The following is a 22,533-nucleotide window of genomic DNA, read 5'->3' on the forward strand; positions in this document are numbered from 1 at the left end:
TCGCGGGCGGAGGCGGGTAGCATCGCGCGCATGGACGTCATCGTGTCGCGCAGCGGCGGCTTCGCCGGCCTCCGCCGGGTGTGGCGGGTCGACGTCGAGCAGCAGCCCGACGAGCGCGCCTGGCGCGACCTGCTCGGCTCGCTCCCCTGGGACAGCGCCGACGGCGAGTACCCCGGCCGGGCCGACCGCTTCGTCTACGAGATCCGCGTGCAGACGCACCGCGTCCGCCTCGGCGAGACCGAGCTCGACGGAGCCTGGCGCGAGCTGGTCGAGCGCGTGAAGAAGGCGCAGCCCCGCTAGGAGCTGCGCCTTCTTCGTGTGCCCGGAGCTACTTGGTGCCGAGCAGGTCGATCACGAAGATCAGGGTCTTGCCGGAGAGCGGGTGCCCTCCGCCGGCCGGGCCGTACGCCAGCGCGGGCGGGCAGATCAGCTTGCGCCGGCCGCCGACCTTCATCCCCGGGATGCCCTGCTGCCAGGCGCGGATGAGGTTGTTGAGGGGGAAGTTGATCGACTGGTCGCGGCTCCAGGAGGAGTCGAACTCCTCGCCGGTGTCGTACTCGACGCCGAGGTAGTGGACCTCGACGGTCGAGCCGGGCTGCGCCTCGGCGCCGTCGCCGACGACGATGTCCTCGACGACGAGGGTGTCGGGGGCCGGGCCCTCAGGGGCGTCGACCTCGGGCTTGGTCAGGTTCTCGCTGCTCATGCCTCGATCCTACGGCGCTCGGGAGCGCAGTCTGGGAGCGGGCTGCGAGCGCTCACTCGACCAGGGTGAGTCGCCGCGTCGGCCGGGTCATCGCGACGTAGAGCGACGCGGCGCCGCGCTCGCCCGTCTGAGCGATGAGACGCGGGCGGGCGATGATCACGGAGTCGAACTCGAGCCCCTTGGCGTCGTTCGTCGAGAGCACGGCGATCGCGCGGTCGAGCCCGGTCGCTCCGCGGCCCACCTCCCGGCCGAACCGCTCCTCGAGGCGCTCGGCGATCGCGGCGAGGTCGTGGTCGGGCGCGATGACCGCGAGGGTGCCCTCCGCCTCGATGTCCCGGTCCTCGACCACAGCCGCCAGTACGCGCTCCGAGAGGCCCGCGTCGCCGCGGTCGCGGATCGTCCGCACCGGCCACTCGGTGGAGCGCACGGCCTCCCCCGGCGTGATCTCCAGCCCGTTCTCGCGCGCCGTCCGCTCGGCGAAGGCGACGATCTGCGCGGGCGTGCGGTAGTTGACCGTCAGCTCCTCCAAGCGCCACGGCGCCGCCTCCACTCCCCGGCCCTGGCGGCCGAAGGTGTCGCGGAGCGCGGCGTCCCAGCTCGACGCGGCGGAGGCGCCGGACGCCTGCGCGACGTCGCCCACGATCGTGAACGAGCGCATCGGGCAGCGGCGCAGCAGCACCCGCCACTGCATCGGCGAGAGCTCCTGCGCCTCGTCGACCACGACGTGCCCGTAGGTCCAGGTGCGGTCGGCGGCGGCTCGCTCGGCGGTGGTGCCGAGCACCGAGCGCTCGGCGAAGCCGGCCGCGAGATCCTTCGCGTTGACGAGGCCGTCGACTCCCATGTTGCGGATGGCGGCCTCCGCGTTCTCGATGTCGCGCTTGCGCTGCTCCTTCTCGGCCTTCTTCGAGGCGTCGGCCTGGTCGTCGTAGGCGCCGAGCAGCTCCGCGGCCTCGTCGAGCAGCGGCACGTCGGAGACCGTGAACGGAGCGTCGCGGTCGCGGCGGAGGAGGGCGCGCTGCGCGGCGGTCCAGCGCGGCGTGAGCGTCGCGAACCAGTTGGGACGGGCGTAGAGGTCCTGCAGCAGCTTCTCGGGGGTCAGCGGGATCCAGGCGGTGTTGAGCGCGACGCGCACGTCGTGGGCGGTCCGCACGTCCTCGCGCAGCACCGCCTCGTCGGCCTCGTCGACCGTGCTGCCGTGGCTCCGCAGCTGATCGGCGAGCTGACGCGTGAGCTGGGAGAGCAGCGTCTTGACGAAGGAGACGCGCGCCTCGTTGTGCGGCTTGCGGCTGTCGCGCGCCCGGGTGATCGCTCGCTCCACGTCCTGCGGCTCCAGACGGAGCTTCTCGCCGTTGACGTCGAGCACCTGGGTCTCGGCCGGGACGATCTGGCGGGAGCGGACCGCGCGCTTGAGCAGCTCCGCCATCCGCGCCGAGCCCTTCACGCGGGCGACCGCGGGCACGTCCTCCTCGACGAGGTCGAGGCCCGGGTAGAGCTGGCCGAGCGTCGAGAGGACGACGCCCGTCTCGCCGAGCGAGGGCAGCACCGCCTCGATGTAGCGGAGGAAGGAGCGCGAGGGGCCGACCACGAGCACGCCGGAGGAGGCGATGCGGTCGCGGTACGAGTAGAGGAGGTAGGCGGCCCGGTGCAGGGCGACCGCGGTCTTGCCGGTGCCCGGCCCGCCCTGCACGACGAGCACGCCGCGCAGCTCGGACCGGATGATGCGGTCCTGCTCGCTCTGGATGGTCGCGACGATGTCGTGCATCCGGCCGGTGCGCTGCGCGCCGAGGGCCGCCATGAGCGCGCCCTCGCCCTGCAGCACGGTGCCCTCGCGCAGCAGCTCCTCGTCGAAGACCTCGTCCTCGAAGCGGAGGACCTCGCGGCCCCGAGTGGTGAGATGGCGCCGGGCGCGGGTCCCCATCGGCCGGGCGGCCGTGGCCTGGTAGAACGCGGCCGACTGCGGGGCGCGCCAGTCGAGCAGCAGCGTGTCCTGCTCCTCGTCGCGCAGGCCGATCCTGCCGATGTAGCGGTGCTCGGAGTCGGCGTCCGCGAGCGTGAGCCGGCCGAAGGCGAGCCGGTCGTCGGCGCCGGTGAGCGAGCGGATGCGGTCCTCGTAGAGGCGCGCGTACGCGTCGCGCTCGGAGCGGCTCTGGTGGTTGCCGCCGACGCTCTCGATGCGGACGGTGTCCAGAGCCTCGCGGGCCTGGTCGATCAGCTCGTCGAGGCGGGCGTAGAGCGCCGCCACGTAGTCGCGCTCCCGAGAGAGCTCGGTGGCCTGCACAGTGCTGCCGTCCGTCATCGTCCGCCTTCCGAGGGTCCGCCGCCGCGGGCCGGGAGGCGCGGGATGCGCTCCGGGGGCCGCGGGAAAACAGGCGATCCAGTCTACCGAGCGATCCGGAGAGGGCCGTGCCGTCAGCGGGATCCGGATGCCTCTTGCGCTCGGCGCCGCGGAGGAGCATCCTCTCTCCCACGAAGAGCTCGACGCCCCGTCCGAGCAGCCGGCCCTGCCGCTGCCGCAGGGCGTCGAGCTCTTTCTCCCGGGTGCCCGGCCGCCGTCCGATCATCGACCGGGAAGAGAACCGGACGGCCCCGCGTTGCACGCCCCATGGCCACTCCGAGCAGCAGCGTCACCGCCCCCTCCCGCGCCTCGATCGACCTCACGGAGTCGGCGCGCGCCGGCTGGGAGTCGTGGCTCGCCCGACGCGTCGAGCGCGTCACCGGACCGCGGGGCGATCTCGCCCTCGTCGAGACCCGCTGGCTCGAGTCCGGCGAATGCGTCGACGACGAGCAGGCGCTGGCCGGCTACGGCCGCTCCGCGACCCTGACGCGGATGCGTCGCGAGAACCTCGACACCGGCGAGCCCGAGTACGGCTACCGCGTCTGGGACGCGGCCTCCGACGGCATCCGCTCCTTCGACGCCATCGAGACCTTCCCCTTCGACGCCGCGTGGGTGCTCGAGGCCTGGTTCGAGCCGGTCGCCGAGGACCGCACCGTCCCGTTCGAGCACCTGCGCGACAACGGCGCCACCCGCGAGCTGGTCGTGCCCGGCGACATCACCTTCTCGCTCGTGGACGACGGCCGAGCCCGCGAGTACACGGTCGCCGCGTTCGACGACGGCGGCACGCTGCTCGTCCCGTTCGGCGACCCGACCAACCGCAGCGCCGACCCGGAGCTCGCGAGCTACCCCGTCGGCCGCTTCCTCGTCGTGCAGCGGATCGGCGGCGCGGCCGACGCGGGCACTCCCGGCCCGGTGCTCCTGGACTTCAACCGGGCCTACATCCCGCCGTGCGGCTTCTCGCCCCACTACAACTGCCCGCTGCCGCCCGCGCAGAACCGGCTCGGCGTGCCCGTGACGGCCGGCGAGCGCCGCGTGCGCAGCGCCTCCGCCTAGCCCGCCCCTCGCGGAGCGGGGGCGGCCCCGGCTCAGCGGGTGAGGACCGCCCGGCGGGCGACGAGCTCGTCGAGGAGGACGCGCTCGTCGACCGCACCGGTGCGTCCGCCGCGGCCGAGCAGGAGGTGCTGCCGGTGGTGCGCGAGACGCGTCGCCGAGCGGAGGAAGTCCCGCATCGCGCGCGGCCGGTCCCCTCCCGCGCTCCGGGCCCAGCGGGCGGCGGTGCGGCGCCCCTCCGCGGTGCCGATCATCCGCACCTCGGCCGGCGAGAGCCACCCGGCGACGGCGTAGTCGTCGAGCCGCTGGAGCGTCACGCGCCGCTCCTGCCGGCGCAGCAGGACCACGACGACCACGGCGACCGCGAACAGCGGCACCTGGACCACGCCGTAGAAGCCGAACCAGTCGGACACCAGGAACGACGAGCCGTTCCAGAGCGCGTGCAGGAATGCGGCGAGCGCCAGCCCGAGCAGGGCGATGGGCAGCCGCGCGACGGCGGGCCGGTTCGAGGCGACGCCGAGGGCCGCGCCCGTGCAGGCGGTGAAGAGCACGTGCGCGAACGGCGAGAGCACGCCGCGGAGGAAGAAGGTCACCGCGAGCGAGCCGAGACCGCCCTCCACCAGCGCGCTGCCGAAGTAGAGGATGTTCTCGACGAAGGCGAACCCGGAGGCGACGACGGCCGCGTAGACGATGCCGTCGACGGGTCCGTCGAAGGTCCGGCGCCAGATCAGCAGGACGAGGAGGACCCCGATCCCCTTGGCCGTCTCCTCGACCAGCGGCGCCTGGATCACGGCGCCGACGAAGTCGGATCCGCTCGGCTGCTGCCCGGAGGCGTAGACGGCGATCTGCACGCCGAGGTCGACCAGGAGCGCGATCGCGACGGAGCCGGCCGCGCCCCAGAGGAAGGCGAACCACAGGCCCAGCGCGGGCTCCGGCTCCCAGCGGTCGACCCAGCGGACGCCCAGCAGCACCACGGTGAGCGGCACGAGCGCGATGACCGCGCAGATCCCCGCGGCGCTGACGCCGAGTCCGAGCACGACGTAGGCGAGCACGAGCAGCAGCAGGATCCCGAGGAGCGCCACGCCGATCGAGCCGAGCACGGTCGGCACGACGGAGGGGCGGGCGGTGGCGGGCGGTGCGGGCGGCGGATAGGCGCTCATGGGGCCGACAGTAGGGCACCGGCGGGGTGTGCCGGCGGCGGTTGACAGGCGACAGGGCGCACGTGAGCGGGGACAGCTCTGCACAACGTCGGCTGAGAGGGGGTGGCCTGCCGTGTGGGGGCAGGGACTCCGCTCGCGGCCGACGTCGTGCAGCGACCCTCAGCGGCGACGCCGATGTCCGATTCCCGCTCCTGCTGGACGTCGCCGCGTGCGAGGCTCGAGGCGTGCCCGACTCCGATCCGCTCTTCGAGGAGCGCTACCGCGCCGTCGCCTCCCGCGATTCCCGGTTCGACGGGCGGTTCCTGACCGGCGTGCACTCCACGGGCGTCTACTGCCGTCCGAGCTGCCCCGCCATCACTCCGCGGCGCGCGAACGTGCGCTTCTACCCGACGGCCGCCGCCGCGCACGAGGCGGGGCTGCGCGCCTGCAAGCGCTGCCTGCCGGACGCCGTGCCCGGCTCCCCCGAGTGGAACCTGCGCGACGACACGGCGGCGCGCGCCATGCGGCTGATCGCGGACGGAGTCGTCGACCGCGAGGGGGTCGAGGGACTGGCTGCCCGGCTCGGCTACGGCGCGCGCCACCTCGGCCGCATCCTGCGCGAGGAGCTGGGAGCCCCTCCGCTGGCCCTCGCGCGCGCCCAGCGCGCCCAGACCGCCCGGCTCCTGCTCACGAGCACCGACCTCCCCGTGTCCGATGTCGCCTTCGCCGCCGGGTTCACGAGCATCAGGCAGTTCAACGCGACCCTGGCGGAGGTGTACGAGCGGACGCCGACGGCACTGCGCGCCTCCGCCCGGGGCACGCGCTCCGAGGCGAGCGTCCACGACGGCGCGACCACGCTGGAGCTGCGGCTGGCGGTGCGCGCTCCGTTCGATCCCGGGGTGCTCGACGTGCTCGGCGCCGACGCGCTCCCGGGGCTCGAGGAGGCGTCCCCCGGCGGCTACGCGCGCTCGCTCGTCCTGCCCGGGGGCGCGGCGCTGATCCGGCTGGAGGCGGACGAGGCGACCGTCCGCTGCAGCGCGACCCTCGTCTCCGTCGCCGACATCGGGCCCCTGGTCGCCCGGGTGAGGCGGCTGCTCGACCTCGACGCGGACGCCCGGGCCGTCGACGAGGCCCTCGCGGCCGATCCCGCGCTCGCTCCGAGCGTCGCCGCCCGCCCCGGCGTCCGCGTGCCCGGCTCCGTCGATCCGGTCGAGACGCTGGTGCGCGCGCTGCTCGGCCGGCGGGAGGCCGCACGGCTGGTCGCGGCGCTGGGCGCGATGCTGCCGGAGTCCGTGGCGAGCGGATCGATCGCGCGCTCCTTCCCCTCCCCCGCGGTGATCGCCGAGTACGCCGCCGACGTGCTCGGCCGATCCGCCGACGTGCTGGTGCGGACCTGCACGCTGCTCGCCGAGGGAGCGCTGCGGCTCGACGCCGACCGGGAGGAGCTCGCCGAGCAGCTGCTCGCGGTCCTCGGGATCGGCCGGGCCACGGCGGCCGCGGTGGCGCAGCGGGCGACCGGGGATCCCGACGTCCTGCTCGCGGGAGATCCGGCGCTCCGACGGGGCGCGGCGTCGCTCGGCCTGCCCGCCGGTGAGCGCGCGCTGGCCGAGGCCGGACGACGCTGGGCGCCCTGGCGCAGCTACGCCGGGGCGCGCCTCGCGGCCTCGGTCACGCCTCCGGCGCGGGGTCGATGATCGGGAGCGCCGCGGTCATCGCCTCGATGCCCGAGAGCCGGGCCGGCGAGATGAGCCGCATGACCTCCTCGCGGGACATCAGCCCCGCCTCGACCACCAGGTCGGCGATGTTGCGGCCGGTGGCGAGGGCGGCCTTGGCGAGTGCCGCGGACGCGGTGTAGCCGATGCTCGGGGTGAGCGCCGTCACGACGCCGACCGAGGAGGCGACCATGGCCTCGAGCCGGTCGACGTTCGCGGTGATGCCGTCGATGCAGTTCTCGCGGAGCGTCCTGCAGGCCTGCGTCATCCAGGTGATGCTCTGCAGCAGCGAGTGCGCGATCACCGGCTCGAAGGCGTTGAGCTGGAGCTGACCCGCCTCGGCCGCCATCGTGACCGTGACGTCGGCGCCGGCCACCGAGTAGGCGACCTGGTTGACCACCTCGGGGATGACCGGGTTCACCTTGCCGGGCATGATGCTCGATCCCGCCTGGCGCGGCGGCAGGTTGATCTCGCCGAAGCCGGCCTGCGGGCCCGAGGAGAGGAGCCTCAGGTCGTTGCAGATCTTGGACAGCTTGATCGCGGAGCGCTTGAGCGCGCTCGAGAACGACATGAACACGCCGGTGTCGCTCGTCGCCTCGACGAGGTCCTGCGCCATCTCGAGGTCGAGGTCGGTGATCCCGTTGAGGTGGCGGACCGCGGCCGCTCCGTAGCGCGGATCGGCGGTGATGCCGGTGCCGATCGCGGTCGCTCCGATATTGACCTCGGCGAGCAGCCAGATGGTCTCGGAGAGCCGGGCGTGGTCCTCGCCGAGGGTCGTCGCGAAGCCGTGGAACTCCTGGCCGAGCGTCATCGGCACCGCGTCCTGCAGCTGCGTGCGGCCGACCTTCAGGACGCTGCCGAACTCGACCGCCTTGCGGGAGAACGACTCGCGCAGCAGTGCCAGCTCGTCGAGCAGGCGGCGCAGCGACCACGTCATCGCGATCTTGATCGCGGTCGGGTAGACGTCGTTGGTGGACTGGCTGCGGTTGACGTCGTCGAGCGGGTGCAGGTGGGCGTAGTCGCCCCGCTCGAAGCCGCCGATCTCGAGCGCGACGTTGGCGACGACCTCGTTCGCGTTCATGTTCGTCGAGGTGCCGGCGCCGCCCTGGATCACCCCGACCACGAACTGGTCGTGGAACTCGCCGTCGATGATGCGGCGGCACGCGGTCTCGATCAGCTCGGCCTTGGCGGGGGCGAGGCTGCCGAGCTCGGTGTTGGCCCGGGCGGCCGCGAGCTTGACCGTGGCGAGGGACCGGACGAGATCGGGGTAGATCGAGATGGGGCGCTTGGAGATCGGGAAGTTGTCGAGGGCCCGCGCCGTGTGGATGCCCCAGTAGGCCTCGGCGGGGATCTCCATCGAGCCGAGGGAGTCGCTCTCGGTGCGCGTGGCGGGGGTCTCGGTGTCGTCCAGGGCTCTGCCTTCCGGGTCGCGGTCGGGGAGGGTGCTCGGTGCGAGGGTCACGTCCAGCTCCGTTGCTGTCGTCGTGCGGCCCCGGAGGGTGCAGGGGGCTCGCGAACTGCGCGGCCAGCCTATCGCCGGGGCGCGGGGCGGCGGCGGACGCAGGCGCGGAGCGGGCGCTCGACGGGCGCGGAACGACCGCGCCTCCCGCCGCCGGGGCGGACAGGAGGCGCGGGACGCAGGACGCGGCGGGTCAGCGGTAGTCGCTCCCCGACGCCAGGGCCGCCAGCGGCACGAGCACGACCACGACGAGCACCGCGATCGCGAACAGCAGGACCAGGCCGAGCATGACGGAGTTGAGCACGATGCCCCAGATCGAGAGCGTGCGGCCGGTCGGCTCCCTCCTCAGGCCCAGGACGCCGAAGACGAGGCCCGCGGCCGGAGCGATCACGGTCAGTCCGAAGAAGACGGACGTGACGCCGAGGATCAGGCTGGTGAGCGAGAACGGGGTCGACGGAGCCGGGGCGAGCGCCGCGGGCGGGACGGCCGGGGTGCCGTAGGGGGCGCGGGCCTGCTGCGACGAGGCGGGCTCCTCGGCGGCGGGGCGCTCCCCGGCGGTCGGCCGCTTCTCGGTGAGGACGGCGGTCGCGCCCAGGTCCACGGTCGGCTGCTCGTCGGCGGGGGTGGAGAGGCGGGCGGTGCGGTCGTCGGTGGTCACGGTGTGCTCCTTCTCGGGTGCCGGTCGCCCGGCGGGATGCGGTGCCGCCGGTGTGCTCCGGCGATGCCTCCACGCTACGGACGCACCCGGGCCCGCCCCATCCGGGGAACCCCCGGAACTCGGGGGCGATCCCCCGCCTCGAGGAGGGGGCGGGTGCGAGACTGGGTCGGGCGCGAGGAGGCGGCGAGATGGACGACGACGAGCTGCGGCACCGCACACGGGACCGCACGGGCGCCCGCGCCGTCTGGTTCGCCGGGCTCTCGGCGCTCGCCGGCTTCGTGGTGATCTCCCCCGTGATCTCCCTCACGGCGACCGTGATGGTGTGGGGGTCGCGGCGGCGGATCGGCACCCTCAGCGACCGGAACGGCCTGGTGGCCGTCAACTGGCAGCTCACCTACCTCGCGCTCCAGCTGATGCTGGTCCCGCTGCATCTCGCGCTGGTGTCGGTGCGCGACTCGCTCGGCGCCGAGTGGCCGCTCGCGACGATCTCGGCGATCCTTGCGCTGGCCGTGCTCAACCTCGTGCTGTGCGTGGTCCTCGGGATCCGGTCCGGCCAGGGACGCACCGTGCGCCTCTGGATCGCCGTGCCCTTCGCCCGCTCCACCCGCCCGCCGCGCTGATCGTCCTGGCACCCCGGCCCGCACGGCGCCCCGCGCCTGAGGCTCCGCTCGGCGTGTCCGCAGCACGGTGCCCCCTCGACGCCGCGGCGGCGGGCAGGGTGGTGGAGTGATCGCCTTCCCCCCGCCCGTGTACGTCGTGGCCGACGACGGAGTGCGGCTGGCCACCTACTCCGTCGGCGAGGAGAGCGCCCCGACCGTCCTCGCCGTGCACGGCTTCGCCTCCCACGCCGTGCTCAACTGGGAGACGTCGGGCTGGCTCCGGACGCTGCACCGCGCCGGGTACCGCGTCGTGGCGCTCGACCAGCGCGGGCACGGCGCGAGCGAGAAGCCGCACCACTCCGACTCCTACAGCGTGAGCGCCATGGTGGCCGACCTGGTGCGGGTGCTCGACTCCTACGACCTCGACGCGCCCCACGTGCTCGGCTACTCCCTCGGCGCCCGGATGAGCTGGGTGCTGGGGCTCGAGCACCCGGAGCGCCTCGCCTCGCTGAGCCTCGGCGGGCTGACCGTGGGCGAGCCCCTCCGCTCCTTCGACGCGGAGGCGGCCCGGGCGCGTGTCGCCTCCGGCGGCGAGATCGACAACGGCTTCACCCGCGCCTTCATCGGCATGGCGGAGGGGGTGCAGGGCAACGACCTCGCGGCGCTGGTGGCGGTGGCCGACGGCGTCCGCGGCGGGGCGCACCCGGAGCACGGGCGGCACCCCGGCCTGCCGACGCTGCTCGTGACCGGAGGCGCGGATCCGATCGCTCCCGGCGGCGAGCTGCTGGCGGCGGAGGCGGGGGCGCGGTTCGTGAGCGTCCCCGGCCGCGACCACACCAGCACCGTGCCCGCGCGGGGCTTCAAGGACGCGGTGCTGGCGTTCCTGGCGGAGCAGGGCTAGCCGGGCGATCTGCAGGGTACGGGCGATCTGCAGGGGACGGTGCGGTTCGCAGGGGATGCGGGCGGGAGAGCGTTCTCCTCCGCCTGAACCGCGAGGCGACGTCCGGATCCCCTGCAGATCGCACGCCGGGGGTACAGGAACGGAGGCAGGCGCGGAGGCGGCGTAGCATCCCCCTCATGCAGGCGATCCGCATCGAGAACCCCGGCCCCGACTCCCGACTCGTGCTGGAGGAGGTGCCGACCCCCTCCCCCGGACCGGGCGAGGTCCTCGTGCGCGTCGCGGCCGCCGGCGTGAACCGCGCCGACCTCGGCCAGCGCGGCGGGGTCTACCCGCCGCCGCCCGGCGCCTCCGAGATCCTCGGGATGGAGGTGTCCGGCACGGTCGTCGCGCTCGGCGAGGACGCGACCGGGTTCGCGGAGGGCGACGAGGTCTGCGCGCTGCTCTCCGGCGGCGGCTACGCCGAGTACGTCGCGGTCGACGCGGGCCTGGTGCTGCCGGTCCCGGACGGGATCGGCCTCGTCTCGGCCGCCGCCCTCCCGGAGACGACGTCCACCGTCTGGTCGAACCTCGTGATGGTGGCCGGGCTCGGATCCGGCGACACCGTCCTCCTCCACGGCGGCGGGAGCGGGATCGGGACCACGGGCATCCAGATCGCCGTCGCCCTCGGAGCCCGCGTCGCCGTCACGGCCGGCAGCCCCCGCAAGCTCGAGGCGTGCCGCGCGCTCGGCGCCGACGTCCTGATCGACTACCGCGAGGAGGACTTCGTCGAGCGGGTCCGCGAGGCGACCGGCGGGCGCGGCGTCGACGTGATCCTCGACCCCGTCGGCGGCGACTACCTGGCCCGCGACCTCGAGGCGCTGGCCGTGGGCGGACGCGTGGTGTTCATCGGCAACCAGTCCGGCGCGCTCGGGTCGCTCGACCTCGGGGTGCTGATGCGCAAGCGCGGCGCGGTGCACGCCACGACCCTCCGCGCCCGGCCGCTGGAGGAGCGGCGCGCGATCGTGGCACAGGTGCGCGCGGAGGTCTGGCCGCTGGTCGCCGCCGGGACGGTGCGCCCGGTGGTGGACGAGGTGGTCCCCCTCGCCGAGGCCGAGCGGGCGCACGACGTGATGCGCTCCTCCGGCCACATCGGCAAGCTGCTGCTCACCCCGTGACGTGCGCCACCGGAGGAGGCTCCCGCCGCCCGCGGTGAGCGGGAGCGGGGACCTCCTCCGGCGATGCGGTCCTGCGGGGCGTCAGACGGCGGAGCGCAGGAGTCCGAGCGAGCGGTTGATGCCGTCGACATCGACCGCGGCCGGATCGAACGAGGCGCCCGCGGCGAGGCCGAGAGCCTCGAGCGCCTCGGCGTGGTCGGCCGAGGACGGGTCCGTCGCCGCCCGTACCGTGTCGGCCCAGGCCGCGGGGCCTCCCGGGATGTCGAGCGGAGCCGCGCCGCGCGCGCCGGTGCAGCGCGGCAGAGCCGTCGACAGCGGCGCGATCGCCTCCAGGCGGATCACGTGGCGCCACTCGTCCTCGAGGTCGTAGACGTAGAAGAGCTCGTCCTGCTCCTGCTCGAGGACCTCGGCGAGCGCGACGCCCGCCTCGTCCACGAGGTCGGCGCCGAACTCCTCCGCGTCGGACGGCGAGCCGATCGGAGCCTGCTCCTCGTCGGGCACGCCCACGCTGAAGTAGTGCGGCTGCGCGTCGGTCCAGCCCAGCGAGAGCTGGAGCGCGAGGTGCAGATCGCGCAGCGACGACTCGGAGGAGAGCTCGAGACGCCGCCAGACGACGGGCTTGGTCCCGAGCAGGGCGACGTGGAGGGCGTAGGCGGTCGCCATGTCCTGGGTCGCCTCGTCGAGGATCTCGAGGCGGGTGGCCTCGCGCTCGCCGAGGAGGACGACCGTCGCGCGGACGACGGAGGCGAGGACGGGCGCCAGGCCCTCCGGCACCGCGTACCCGAACTCGGGCGAGTGCAGCAGCAGGCCGAGCTCGGCGGTGTCGTCGAGCATGCGCTCGGCCGTCCCGACCATGCGCTCGCGCTCGTCGAGGGCCTCGTCGAGCGAGACTCCGGAGTCGGCGGCCAGCTCGTCGACCAGCTCGCCGACGACCAGGCCCGGGTGGATCTCGGCCTGGCAGGCGACGGCGATGCGGACCAGCACGGCGTCGGTGGTGGTGACCGCGCGCTCCTCCGGGGAGAAGGCGCCGTCCTCGGTGTCGGCGGCCGTCAGCGCGGTCTGGGCGCTGAGGATCCACTGCTCGAGGAAGCGGGCGACGTAGGCGATGCGCTCGGCGGCGGCCTCGTGCGCGTCGGAGCTGCGCCAGAGCACGGCCGCCTCGCCGAGGCCGGCGGCGGACCCCTCCTGCTCGAGCACGGCCGAGCCGACCAGCGCGTCCCACCAGGCCGAGACCGGGATGCGGACGGAGTCGTCGCTCGGGGTCGATCCCGCGGAGGAGATGCCCGCCTCGACCGCGATCTCGCGGGCGGCGCGCTCGGTGAGGGTCGCGCCGTCGGCGGCGGCGAGGTGCTCGACCACGACGTCGGCGGCGTGCACGAGAGCGGTGGCGCGGACGGCGGAGAGCTGCTCCTCGGCCGGGACCTCGTCGAGCTCCGCGAGGTCGTCGAGCACGGCCTCGACGAACGAGCCGGCGAGGTCGAGGACCTCGTCGAGGACGGCCTGGCACTCGTCCAGCTCCTCGTCGGTGCCGGTCCAGAGGTCCTCGTCGGTGAGGAAGTCGAGGAAGTGCTCGACGACCTCGGCGACGGTGAAGAGGGTGTCGTCGAGGTCGGCCTCGCTCTCCTCTCCCGACAGGTCGGCCTCGATCTGGTCGAAGACGGCCTCGAGCAGCTCGGCGTCGGGCTGGGCGAAGGAGCCGCGCGGACGCAGGTCCCGGGTCATCGCGAAGAGGTCGGTCAGCACCTCGACGGCCTCGTCGGCCTCGAGGTGCTCGTGCTGCAGGCCGACCTCGGCGAGGTGCGAGCGGTACCAGCTGCGGAACCGCACCATCAGCGCGGTCTCGGCCGTGCGGCCGCCGCCCTGACCGCCGGACCCGCCCTGACCGCCTCCGGATCGTCCCTGGTTGCGCTTCTTGCCCATGATTCCTCCGCGACCGCTCCACTCACGACGAAGCGCTCCAGCCTACCCAGTGCGGGCGCGCGGCGGCACGCGCGGACGCCCCCTGTTCACCCTGTGCGCACGGAGTCCCCTCCCGCTGATGCGGCGGATCACCCGAGACCCGGGACGGGCGCGCTGTGGGAGGCCCCGCCGCCCACGGCCCCTGCCACACGGGTCACGATCATGAGAAATCTCGCAGCGATCGGGCGGCGAGGCTTGCGCTCGGACCCCTCGCTTCGGTGGAGTGTGCGGATGACCGACACGACGGACACCGCCGAGACCGCTCCCGGGAAGGCGTCGCTCAAGCGGGTGATCACCGGACCGCTGCTGTTCGCCTTCATCGTGGGCGACACGCTCGGCGCCGGCATCTACACCCTGGTCGGCACGATGGCGGAGGACGTCGGCGGCGTGATCTGGCTGCCGCTGCTGATCGCGCTGGTCGTCGCCCTGCTCACCGCGGGCACGTACGCGGAGCTGATCACCAAGTACCCGCACGCCGGAGGGGCGGCGCGCTACGTGGACCGCGCGTTCGGGAAGCCGTACCTCTCGTTCCTGATCGGCTTCCTGATGATGGCGTCCGGCATCACGACGGCGGCCTCGCTGGCGAACGCGTTCGCGGGCGACTACCTCGGCGCGCTGCTGGACGTCCCGCCGATCCCGACCGCGCTCGTCTTCATCGCGATCCTCACCCTGGTGAATCTGCGCGGCGTGAAGGAGTCGCTGACCGCGAACCTGGTCGCCTCGGTGATCGAGGTGAGCGGACTGGTGATCGTCATCGTCTGCGCCGCGGTCTTCTTCGGCTCCGGCGACGGCGACGCCTCCCGCGTGCTCGAGTTCAACCCCGACGTCGCTCCGCTGCAGGGCGCGTTCGCCGCCTCGATCGTCGCCTTCTTCTCGTTCCTCGGCTTCGAGGCCGCGGCGAACATGGCCGAAGAGGTGCGGAACCCCTCGAAGGTGTACCCGCGGGCCCTCTTCGGCGCGCTGATCACCGCCGCCGTGGTCTACCTCCTGATCGCGCTCGGCGCCGTGATCGTGCTGCCGAACGACGAGCTCGCGGCGTCGAGCGGCCCCCTGCTGGACGTGGTCGCGGCGAGCGGAGTGGCCGTGCCGCCGTGGCTGTTCGGCCTGATCGCGCTGGTCGCCATCGCGAACGGCGCTCTGCTGTTCATGGTCATGGCGAGCCGCGTCGGCTTCGGGCTGGCCACGTCGGGTCTGCTGCCGAGCGCCTTCGGCAAGGTGCTCCCGGGCCGCCGCACGCCGTGGGTGTCGATCGTGGTCGTCGGCGGAGTCACGATGCTGCTCAGCCTCATCGGCGACGTCGGCACTCTCGCCGAGACGACGGTGCTGCTGCTCCTGCTGGTGTTCATCGCGGCGAACGTCTCGGTGCTGGTGCTGAAGAAGGACCGCGTCGACCACGCCCACTACTCCGTGCCGCGCGTGGTGCCGGTGCTCGCGACCATCGCGAGCGTGGTGCTCCTGACGCAGCAGACGGGGGTGGTCTGGCTGGCGACGGCGGGCTACGTGGTCGTGGGGACGCTGCTGTTCCTCGCCACCCGCCTGGGGAAGCGGAAGCACGCGGAGCGGACCCCGGACTGACCCGGGCCGGCGATGATCCGTCGCGAGCGGCCCGTCCCCGGATCCCCTGCGGGCCGTCCGCGACGGATCGTTCGCGGGAGGCGGGCCCGGAGTGGGATCGTGAGGGGATGACCGTCACGCTCGAGCCGATGCCCGCCGCCGCTCTCGCCCGGTGGATGCGAGTGCAGCGCTCGGCGTACATCGAGGACCGGATGCGGGCGGGCGACGACGAGGCGGCCGCGACGCGCAACGCCGACACCTCGGACGAGACGTACTTCCCGGGAGGCTCCCCCGCCGCCGGGCACGACGTGCTGCTCGTCTCCGAGGACGGCCGCGCGGTCGGGTCGCTGTGGCTCGGCCCGCACCCGAGCGGACTCGAGGGCGTCGGGTACGTCTGGGACGTGCAGATCGACGCCGCCGAGCGCGGTCGCGGCCTCGGCCGGGCGGCGATGCTGCTCGCAGAGTCGCACGTCCGCTCCCGCGGCGGCGCCTCCCTCGCGCTGAACGTGTTCGGCTTCAACAGCGCCGCGCGGGCGCTGTACGAGTCGCTCGGCTACGAGACGACGTCCCTGCAGATGCGCAAGCCGCTCGCCTGAGCGGGGGCTGCACGATGCCGGGCGGCGGCACGGTCCGGTCGCGCAGAACGCGGCACGCCGTGCTCGAGGGCGGACGCCCGCGGGCGTCCACCGACGAGCACGGCGGCGGTGGTGGAGCCGCCGAGGATCGGCGGGACCCTCCGGTCAGCTCGTGGAGGCGACGGCGGTCGGGTCGCCGGAGCCGGACGGACGAGCCGTGTCCCCCGATCCGGTCGACACCGACGCGCCGGTCGGCACGACGGAGCCGCCCGTGGCCATCCCGCGGCCGAAGGCCTGGCCCTGGAGGATCGCCCCGAGGTCGACGCCGGTCGCCGACTTGACGCTGTCGAACGTGGCGGCGAGGCCGGCCGCCTGCTCGCGGGCGATGTGGGTGCCGGCGGTGTCGCCGCCGATCAGCGTCACCGAGCCGACGTTCTGGTAGCCCTTGGCGAACTCGGCCATGAGCGAGGGCAGCTGCCCGATGAGCTCGCGACCCAGGATCGCCTCCTGGTTCTCGCGGAGCGCCTCCGCCTCGGCCGCGATGGCCGCCGCGCTCGCCTCGCCCTTCGCACGGATGGCCTCCGCCTCGGCGGTCGCGTTCGCGCGCAGCGCCTCGGCCTCGGCGCCCGCCTTGGCCCGCAGTGCGTGGGCCTCGGCCTCGGCGCGGGCGCTCACGGCGGCGGCCTCGGCGGCGGCGGACGCCTGGCGCGCCTCCGCCTGGCGCTGGACGGCGTACGCCTCGGCGTCCGAGACCTGCTGCGCGACCTGGCGGTCCGTCTCGGCCTTCTTCTCGCGTCCGTACGCGTCGGCGTCGGCCTCGGTCTGACGGCGGTACTTCTCGGCGTCCGCGACGCGCTTGACGTCGGCGTCGAGCTCCGCCTGCCGGTTCTCGGCGCGCTGCACGAGAACGGCCTGCTCGCGCTCGGCGCGGGCCAGGTTCTCGGCCTGCTCGGCCTCGGCGTTGGCGCGGCCGACCTCGGACTTCGCGGCGGCGGTGTTCTTGTCGTAGGCGGTCTGCTCGATCAGGTTCGCCTCGTCCGTGGCGAGCTGGCGGGCCTTGACCTCGCGGGCGGCGTTGATCCGCGCGACGTCGGCCTCGCGGCGGACGCGCTCGATCTCCTGCGCTCCGAGCGCCTCGATGTAGCCGTTGCGGTCGGTGACGCCCTGGATCGCGAAGGAGTCGAGGACGAGGCCCTGGGCGAGCAGGTCGCCCTTGATGCCCTCGGCGATCTCGTCTCCCAGCTTCTGCCGGTCCTGCATGACCTCCTCGACGCTGAGCTTCGCGACGACGCCGCGGAGGGCGCCCTCGAGCTGCTCGGTGGTGAAGACGTCGATCGACTGGTCCTGCGACGCGAAGCGCTCGGCGGCGGCGCGGACCTGGTCGGCCGTGGAGCCGATCTTGACCAGGGCGACGCCCGCGAGGTGGATGGTGACGCCGTTCTTCGTCTGCGCGACCGGCTCCATCTTGATCTGGCGGGAGCGCAGCGAGATGCGGTCGGAGCGCTGGGTCAGCTTGTTCACGAACGCGCCGCCGCCGGTGATGACGGTCATGTTCGAGGTGAGGCCGTCCTCGCCCTTCTGCTTCTTCCCGACGATCACGATCGCCTCGTCGGCCTGCGGCACCTGGTACCAGGCGCGGAAGAGGAAGAAGCCGATGAGGGCGATCAGCAGGAGTGCGCCGACGGCGACTCCGGCGAGGACGATCCAGAGGAGATCCGGTTCCATGGGCGGGCGACCTTTCGTCCGACCCGCGCGACGCGGGTACCTGAGAGACGTACAGGTTCCATCGTGTCACAGGGCCTCGGACGGCCGCGTCGGCCGGAGGGGGGATACTGCGGACTCCGCCGAGAGCGGCTCGCGAGTGTCGGCCCGGGGGACGCCCGGAAGGGGGTGTCGGGCGGAGTGCCGCAGAGGAGATCAGTGCTGGGGTACCTGGACTCGAACCAAGAACAACTGAACCAGAATCAGCCGTGTTGCCAATTACACCATACCCCAATGGTCATCCGGAAGTGATCCCGAGACCAGGCGGCGATCGGATCGAGACCCGAGCGCCGAGAGACGACAGTACCCTACGCGGGCATCCGGCTCAAATCGAGCCGCGGACGACGCTGCCCTCGGACTCCGGGGCGGCCTCGCCGAGGCGGGCGCGCACGAGGTCGCGGTTGATCGCCGAGGCGACCTGGGCTCCCGATCCGGCGGCCACGATCAGCTGCTGCGGGCCGGGAGGGGTGACCTCGCCGGCGGCGTAGAGGCCGGGGACGGAGGTGCGACCGCCGGCGTCGACGCGGAGGAAGCCGTCGGCGTCGCGGTCGGGGCCGGCCGCGTCCAGGTAGTCCAGCGCGGGGGTCCAGACGGGGCGGACGAACGCTCCGGTGCGCGGGACGACGTCACCGTCGACCAGGCGGACGCCGGTCATCTCGGCGCGCTCCCCGGCGAGGTCGGCGACCGGGCGCCGGTCGACCCGGATGCCGATCGAGGCGAGGAGCGACTCGTCGGCGTCGCTCACCGTCCCGACGCCGTTGGTGAAGACGATCAGGTCGGTCGACCACTGCGAGAGGAGCATGGCCCGCTCCGCGAGGTCGTCGGTCTCGCCGATCAGGGCGAGCGCCTCCCCCGCCTTCTCGTAGCCGTCGCACTCCATGCAGCTGTGCACGGCGGTGCCGTAGTAGGCGCGGAGGCTCGGCAGCGCGGGCGGCGTCTCGAGGAGCCCCGCGGCGACCACGACGGCGGTGGCGACGACGGAGCGGTCCGCACTGCCGCGCACGCCCCGCGCGCCGACGACGAACTCGCCGCCGGAGCGCTCGACCGAGGTGACGAGAGCGTTGTGCACCTCGGCGGCCTCGTAGCGCTCGAACTCCTCGCGGCCGAGGCGGCGCAGCTCGAGCGGCGAGATCCCGTCGCGGGTGAGGAACCCGTGCGAGTGCAGGGTCGCAGCGTTCCGCGGGCGGTTGCTGTCGAGCAGCAGCACGCTGCGGCGCGCGCGGACCAGGTTGAGCGCCGTCGAGAGCCCCGCGGGGCCCCCGCCGATCACGACGACGTCGTAGCGTCCGCCGACCGTCTCCGCCACGGGTCAGGCCTGCCGGGAGAGGTGCGCGCCGAGGCGGTCGAGGCGGGCGATCGACTCCTGCTTGCCGAGGATCTCCATCGACTCGAACAGCGGCGGCGAGACCCGGCGTCCGGAGACCGCGGTGCGCAGCGGCCCGTAGGCGATGCGGGGCTTGAGGCCGAGGCCCTCGATCAGCGCGGAGGCGAGCGCCTCCTGGATCGAGGCCGTCAGCCACTCGGACGCGGGGACGAGCTCGAGGGCGCCGATCGAGGCGGCGAGCACCTCGCCGGCGTTCGCGGGCAGGCCCTTCAGCGCGTCCTCGTCGTACTCGAGCGCATCGGACGCGGTGAAGAGGAACCCGAGCATGCCGGGGGCCTCCCCCAGCAGGCCGATCCGCTCCTGCACGAGGGGCGCGGCGGCGTCGAGCACGGCGCGCTGCTCGGCGGTCGGCTCGCCCGCGAGCACTCCGGCCGCCACGAGGTACGGGATCGTCCGCTCGGTGAAGTCGTCGACGGCCAGGAGGCGGATGTGGTCGCCGTTGATCGACTCCGCCTTCTTGAGGTCGAAGCGGGCCGGGTTGGGGTTCACGTCGGACACGTCGAAGGCGGCGACCATCTCGTCGATCGAGAAGACGTCGCGGTCGTGCGTGAGCGACCAGCCGAGCAGGGCGAGGTAGTTGACCAGGCCCTCCGGGATGAAGCCCCGGTCGCGGTGGTGGAAGAGGTTCGAGGACGGGTCGCGCTTGGAGAGCTTCTTGCTGCCGTCGCCCATCACGTACGGGAGGTGGCCGAAGCGCGGGACGAAGGTCGTCACTCCGATGTCGATCAGCGCGTGGTACAGCGCGATCTGGCGGGCGGTCGAGGGCAGGATGTCCTCGCCGCGGAGCACGTGGGTGATCTGCATGATCGCGTCGTCGACCGGGTTCACGAGCGTGTAGAGCGGCTGGCCGTTGGGGCGCACCACGACGAAGTCGCTGAAGGAGCCCGCGGGGAACGTGATCGGGCCGCGGACGAGGTCGTCGAAGGACAGGTCGGCGTCCGGCACGCGCAGGCGCAGCGCCGGGGCGCGGCCCTCGGCGCGGAAGGCGGCGCGCTGCTCCTCGGTGAGGTCGCGGTCGACGTTGTCGTACCCGTGCTGCTTCGCACGGCCGGCTGCCTCGTTGCGCGCGTCGATCTCCTCCGCGGTGGAGTAGCTCTCGTAGAGGTGGCCCGAGGCGGTTAGTCGCGCGATCACGTCGAGGTAGACGCCGGTGCGCTCGGACTGGCGGTACGGACCGTGCGGGCCGCCGACGCCGACGCCCTCGTCCCAGTCGAGCTTCAGCCAGCGCAGCGCGTCGAGGATCTGCTCGACGCTCTCCTCGCTGTCGCGCGCGGCGTCCGTGTCCTCGATGCGGAAGACGAACGTGCCGCCGGTGTGGCGCGCGTACGCCCAGTTGAACAGGGCGGTGCGGATGAGGCCGACGTGCGGGGTCCCGGTCGGCGACGGGCAGAAGCGGACGCGGACGTCGCTCCCGGTCGCAGTCGTGAACGGGTGCGCGTCCGGCGCGCTTTCCAGGGGCGGGGTGAGCTCAGACATACGAGCCCGATCCTACCGGCGGGAGCCGGTGCGGCGCCCGGGATCACGGGGGCCGCGGCGCCTCCGCCCCGGGCACGGTGCGCGCCTCGCGGCCACTGCTTCTACCGGACAGCACTGCTCCGAGTCAACGGACTCCCCGAGCGAGCAGGAGCAGTGGTGCGCTGACCCCGGGCCTCTCGTCGAGAGGGCCCGAGCGCCGCACCGCAGGCCGCGCCGGGCCTCCGCGCGAGCGTGCCCGGAAGGAGCACTGATGAGCACGATCGATCTCGACACCCGCACCGACCGCCCGAGCGTCCTCACCGAGGCGGCGCGGGAGGAGAAGGACGCCCGCACGCTCTCGCTCTTCCAGGCCGCGGTGAGCGCGGAGGGCCCGGAGGGCGAGCGGATCCGCGAGCGCATCGTGCTCGACCACCTCGGACTGGCCGAGGCGATGGCCCGCCGGGTCTCCCGCGGCAGCAGCGACTGGGCGGATCTGCGCCAGGTCGCCTACGTGGGCCTGGTCAAGGCAGCCCGCCGGTTCACGCCGGAGCGCGGCGACAGCTTCGCCGCCTTCGCCGTCCCGACGATCACCGGAGAGCTCAAGCGCCACCTCCGTGACCTCGGCTGGATGATCCGCCCGCCGCGCGGCGTGCAGGAGCTGCACCGCCGCTCCGCCGTCGTCGCCGACGAGCTCGCGCAGGAGCTCGGCCGCCACCCCACCGACCACGAGATCGCGCGCCGCCTCGGCGTGGACGCGGCGGAGGTCGCCGACGCGCGTCTCGCGGGGCATCCGCTCTCGCTCGACGAGACCGTGGGCGAGGGCGGCGTCGGCCTGGGCGACACCCTCGGCGGCGAGGACGAGAGGCTGCTCGGCATCGACCGGCGGCACGGACTCGCCGAGGCCCTCGCCGAGCTCGAGGAGGGGCAGCGCGAGCTCCTGCGGATGCGCTTCGTCGAGGAGCGCACCCAGCAGCAGATCGCCGATGCGCTGGGGACGACGCAGATGCAGGTCTCGCGCCTGCAGCGGCGGATCCTCGCGCAGCTCGCCGACAGGCTCGGCGCCCCCTCGCGCAGCCATCAGCCGCGCGCGCCCCGGGCCCGGGTGGCCACGGTCACTCCGGTGCGCCCGACGACGCGGCTGAAGTCCGCCTGAGGTGGGTCTCGGCACGCGTCGGGAGCGACGCGAGAGCGGCGAGGACGTCGTCGACCTGGACCGCGAGCAGAGCCGGGTCCGGCTCGGCGGAGAAGACGTCGCCGCGGCGGAGCGAGGCATCGGTCAGCACGCGGTGCGGCCCCGAGGCGGGAGGCCCCCAGGCCTCGGGCGGCGCCGGTCCGAAGATCACCACCGAGGGGATGCCGTACGCGGAGGCGAGATGCGCCGCTCCGGTGTCGACGGTGACCACGACCTCGGCGGCCGCGACGACCGCGGCGAACTCGCTGAGCGCCAGCACCCCCGCGAGCACCTCGCCCGTACCGGCCAGCTCGGCGACGCGGCGGGCGCGGTCGGCCTCGTTCGCGCCTCCGGTGTAGACGACGCGGTGCCCCTCGGCGGCGAGGGAGCGCGCCACCGCGGCGAAGCGCTCCTCCGGCCACTCGCGCGAGCCGTAGAAGGCCCCGATGTGCACGACGGCGGCTCCGGGGGCCGAGGCGGGCTCCTCGGGGGCGGCGATCGCGACGTCCTCGGGGTCGGCGTCGAGCCCGATCGAGTTCACCAGGCGGGCCCAGCGCGCGCGCTCGAGCTCGCCGTCGAGCCAGAGCGGACGCGGGTCGCCGGGTCCCGCGCCCGGGTCCAGCGCCGGAACGCGGAACTCGAGCGTGCGCTCCGGAGCCACCTCGCGCAGGCGCAGCCGCGACTCCGGGCCGTTGCCGTGGAGGTTCACGCCGAGCTCGATCCGGCCGGCGGCCATCGGCAGCGGGTCGTCGAGGCCGTGGAGAGTGGGCACGAGCGCGTCCAGGCCCTCGACCAGGTCGACGATCGGCTCGAGCCAGGGGGTCGTGGCCATGATCACCCGGTGCTCGGGGAAGCCGCGGCGCAGCGCCTTCAGCGCCGGGACCGCGACGAGCAGGTCGCCGAGCTTGAGAGCGCGCAGCGCGAGGATCTCCGGAGTCCCGTCCGGGGCGGTGAGAGCGCGCAC

The 22,533-nt window shown here is 73.9% G+C and carries 19 protein-coding genes and 1 tRNA gene; 9 read left to right on the forward strand and 11 right to left on the reverse strand.

The features are described from left to right. Positions 1-30 precede the first annotated feature (30 nt). On the forward strand, positions 31-300 hold the full coding sequence (locus tag C5D08_RS05300) for a protealysin inhibitor emfourin (RefSeq protein WP_104276143.1): 270 nt from the start codon (positions 31-33) through the stop codon (positions 298-300). 28 nt (positions 301-328) lie between these two features. On the opposite strand, the gene C5D08_RS05305 is transcribed toward C5D08_RS05300, so the two are convergent. Together C5D08_RS05305 and C5D08_RS05310 are read right to left on the reverse strand one after the other, a co-directional pair. Beyond that, positions 329-703: an FKBP-type peptidyl-prolyl cis-trans isomerase gene (locus C5D08_RS05305; protein ID WP_104226280.1), complete on the reverse strand. Its 375-nt coding sequence runs from the start codon at positions 701-703 to the stop codon at positions 329-331. A gap of 52 nt (positions 704-755) precedes the next feature. Then, positions 756-2,999: a UvrD-helicase domain-containing protein gene (locus C5D08_RS05310; RefSeq protein WP_104276144.1), complete on the reverse strand. Its 2,244-nt coding sequence runs from the start codon at positions 2,997-2,999 to the stop codon at positions 756-758. 306 nt (positions 3,000-3,305) lie between these two features. Here C5D08_RS05310 and C5D08_RS05315 point away from each other — a divergent pair, with 306 nt between their 5' ends. Next, a complete protein-coding gene (locus C5D08_RS05315; protein WP_104276145.1) occupies positions 3,306-4,091 on the forward strand; it encodes a DUF1684 domain-containing protein in 786 nt (261 codons plus the stop codon). 32 nt (positions 4,092-4,123) lie between these two features. Here C5D08_RS05315 and C5D08_RS05320 read toward each other — a convergent pair whose 3' ends face one another. Beyond that, a complete protein-coding gene (locus tag C5D08_RS05320) occupies positions 4,124-5,248 on the reverse strand; it encodes a PrsW family intramembrane metalloprotease (RefSeq protein ID WP_104276146.1) in 1,125 nt (374 codons plus the stop codon). 224 nt (positions 5,249-5,472) lie between these two features. Here C5D08_RS05320 and C5D08_RS05325 point away from each other — a divergent pair, with 224 nt between their 5' ends. Then, complete coding sequence (locus C5D08_RS05325) at positions 5,473-6,921, forward strand: DNA-3-methyladenine glycosylase 2 family protein (RefSeq protein WP_104276147.1); 1,449 nt, start codon at positions 5,473-5,475, stop codon at positions 6,919-6,921. Here C5D08_RS05325 and C5D08_RS05330 read toward each other — a convergent pair. Beyond that, entirely contained in the window at positions 6,896-8,350 is a 1,455-nt protein-coding gene (locus tag C5D08_RS05330; protein ID WP_258067329.1) for an aspartate ammonia-lyase, read from the reverse strand. The two genes, C5D08_RS05325 and C5D08_RS05330, sit on opposite strands and share 26 nt — an antisense overlap. Positions 8,351-8,591: 241 nt before the next feature. After that, positions 8,592-9,056 carry a DUF4190 domain-containing protein gene (locus C5D08_RS05335; protein WP_104276148.1) on the reverse strand — a complete coding sequence of 155 codons (465 nt, stop codon included), beginning with the start codon at positions 9,054-9,056 and terminating at the stop codon, positions 8,592-8,594. 188 nt (positions 9,057-9,244) lie between these two features. Between C5D08_RS05335 and C5D08_RS05340 the strand changes: the two genes are divergently transcribed. The 3 genes from C5D08_RS05340 to C5D08_RS05350 all read left to right on the forward strand — a co-directional run bounded on the left by C5D08_RS05340 (position 9,245) and on the right by C5D08_RS05350 (position 11,710). Beyond that, positions 9,245-9,676, forward strand: a complete 432-nt coding sequence (locus C5D08_RS05340) for a DUF4870 domain-containing protein (RefSeq protein ID WP_104276149.1) — start codon at positions 9,245-9,247, stop codon at positions 9,674-9,676. 106 nt (positions 9,677-9,782) lie between these two features. Then, complete coding sequence (locus C5D08_RS05345) at positions 9,783-10,556, forward strand: alpha/beta fold hydrolase (RefSeq protein WP_181110052.1); 774 nt, start codon at positions 9,783-9,785, stop codon at positions 10,554-10,556. 176 nt (positions 10,557-10,732) lie between these two features. Further along, positions 10,733-11,710: an NAD(P)H-quinone oxidoreductase gene (locus C5D08_RS05350; protein ID WP_104276151.1), complete on the forward strand. Its 978-nt coding sequence runs from the start codon at positions 10,733-10,735 to the stop codon at positions 11,708-11,710. Between the two features lie 81 nt (positions 11,711-11,791). On the opposite strand, the gene C5D08_RS05355 is transcribed toward C5D08_RS05350, so the two are convergent. Further along, complete coding sequence (locus C5D08_RS05355; protein ID WP_104276152.1) at positions 11,792-13,630, reverse strand: plasmid pRiA4b ORF-3 family protein; 1,839 nt, start codon at positions 13,628-13,630, stop codon at positions 11,792-11,794. Positions 13,631-13,900: 270 nt separating this feature from the next. Between C5D08_RS05355 and C5D08_RS05360 the strand changes: the two genes are divergently transcribed. Together C5D08_RS05360 and C5D08_RS05365 are read left to right on the forward strand one after the other, a co-directional pair. Then, positions 13,901-15,244, forward strand: a complete 1,344-nt coding sequence (locus C5D08_RS05360; protein ID WP_104276153.1) for an APC family permease — start codon at positions 13,901-13,903, stop codon at positions 15,242-15,244. Between the two features lie 107 nt (positions 15,245-15,351). Then, complete coding sequence (locus tag C5D08_RS05365) at positions 15,352-15,819, forward strand: N-acetyltransferase (RefSeq protein WP_104276154.1); 468 nt, start codon at positions 15,352-15,354, stop codon at positions 15,817-15,819. 144 nt (positions 15,820-15,963) lie between these two features. Here C5D08_RS05365 and C5D08_RS05370 read toward each other — a convergent pair whose 3' ends face one another. The 4 genes from C5D08_RS05370 to gltX all read right to left on the reverse strand — a co-directional run bounded on the left by C5D08_RS05370 (position 15,964) and on the right by gltX (position 20,419). Further along, a complete protein-coding gene (locus C5D08_RS05370; protein WP_104276155.1) occupies positions 15,964-17,523 on the reverse strand; it encodes an SPFH domain-containing protein in 1,560 nt (519 codons plus the stop codon). 198 nt (positions 17,524-17,721) lie between these two features. Then, positions 17,722-17,793, reverse strand: a tRNA-Gln gene (locus C5D08_RS05375). A 91-nt stretch (positions 17,794-17,884) separates the two neighbouring features. Beyond that, on the reverse strand, positions 17,885-18,865 hold the full coding sequence (locus tag C5D08_RS05380; protein WP_104276156.1) for an NAD(P)/FAD-dependent oxidoreductase: 981 nt from the start codon (positions 18,863-18,865) through the stop codon (positions 17,885-17,887). A 3-nt stretch (positions 18,866-18,868) separates the two neighbouring features. Continuing rightward, positions 18,869-20,419 carry a glutamate--tRNA ligase gene (gltX, locus tag C5D08_RS05385; RefSeq protein ID WP_104276157.1) on the reverse strand — a complete coding sequence of 517 codons (1,551 nt, stop codon included), beginning with the start codon at positions 20,417-20,419 and terminating at the stop codon, positions 18,869-18,871. Positions 20,420-20,669: 250 nt separating this feature from the next. Here gltX and C5D08_RS05390 point away from each other — a divergent pair, with 250 nt between their 5' ends. After that, positions 20,670-21,551 carry a sigma-70 family RNA polymerase sigma factor gene (locus C5D08_RS05390; protein WP_104276158.1) on the forward strand — a complete coding sequence of 294 codons (882 nt, stop codon included), beginning with the start codon at positions 20,670-20,672 and terminating at the stop codon, positions 21,549-21,551. Here the strand turns inward: C5D08_RS05390 and C5D08_RS05395 are convergent. Then, complete coding sequence (locus C5D08_RS05395; RefSeq protein ID WP_104276159.1) at positions 21,511-22,533, reverse strand: glycosyltransferase family 9 protein; 1,023 nt, start codon at positions 22,531-22,533, stop codon at positions 21,511-21,513. The two genes, C5D08_RS05390 and C5D08_RS05395, sit on opposite strands and share 41 nt — an antisense overlap.

The organism is Rathayibacter sp. AY1B6 (genome assembly GCF_002932755.1).
GTDB lineage: Bacteria > Actinomycetota > Actinomycetes > Actinomycetales > Microbacteriaceae > Rathayibacter.